We start from the raw sequence: 255 nt of genomic DNA, 5'->3' as shown, positions 1-255 counted from the left end.
AGGAAAGTCGCATCTAGCAACAGCATTAGGTCGAAAAGCTTGTAGAAACGGATATGAGGTCCGTTTCTACAGAGTAGCTGATTTAATAGAGTTGTTGGAAAAGTCGTGGGTGGAAGGTCGATATCAAGCTCTACGTAATCGATTTAATAAAGTTGATATGATCATTCTTGATGAAATGGGATATGTGCCATTTAGTAAGGATGGGGCTGAGTTACTATTTCAGTTGATTTCCGACTGGTATGAACAGAAAAGCCT

At 39.6% G+C, this 255-nt stretch carries 1 protein-coding gene; it reads left to right on the top strand.

Features of this window, described 5'->3' with window-relative positions; translation table 11 throughout:
* A partial coding sequence (locus KI363_RS21855; protein WP_212967635.1) for an ATP-binding protein occupies nt 1-255 on the top strand: 255 nt, incomplete at both ends.

This window comes from Lederbergia ruris (assembly GCF_018332955.1).
Classification (GTDB): Bacteria; Bacillota; Bacilli; order Bacillales; family Bacillaceae_C; genus Lederbergia; species Lederbergia ruris.
The sequence above is the reverse complement of the archived record's forward strand: the minus strand, read 5'-3'. Positions and strand labels throughout refer to the sequence as shown.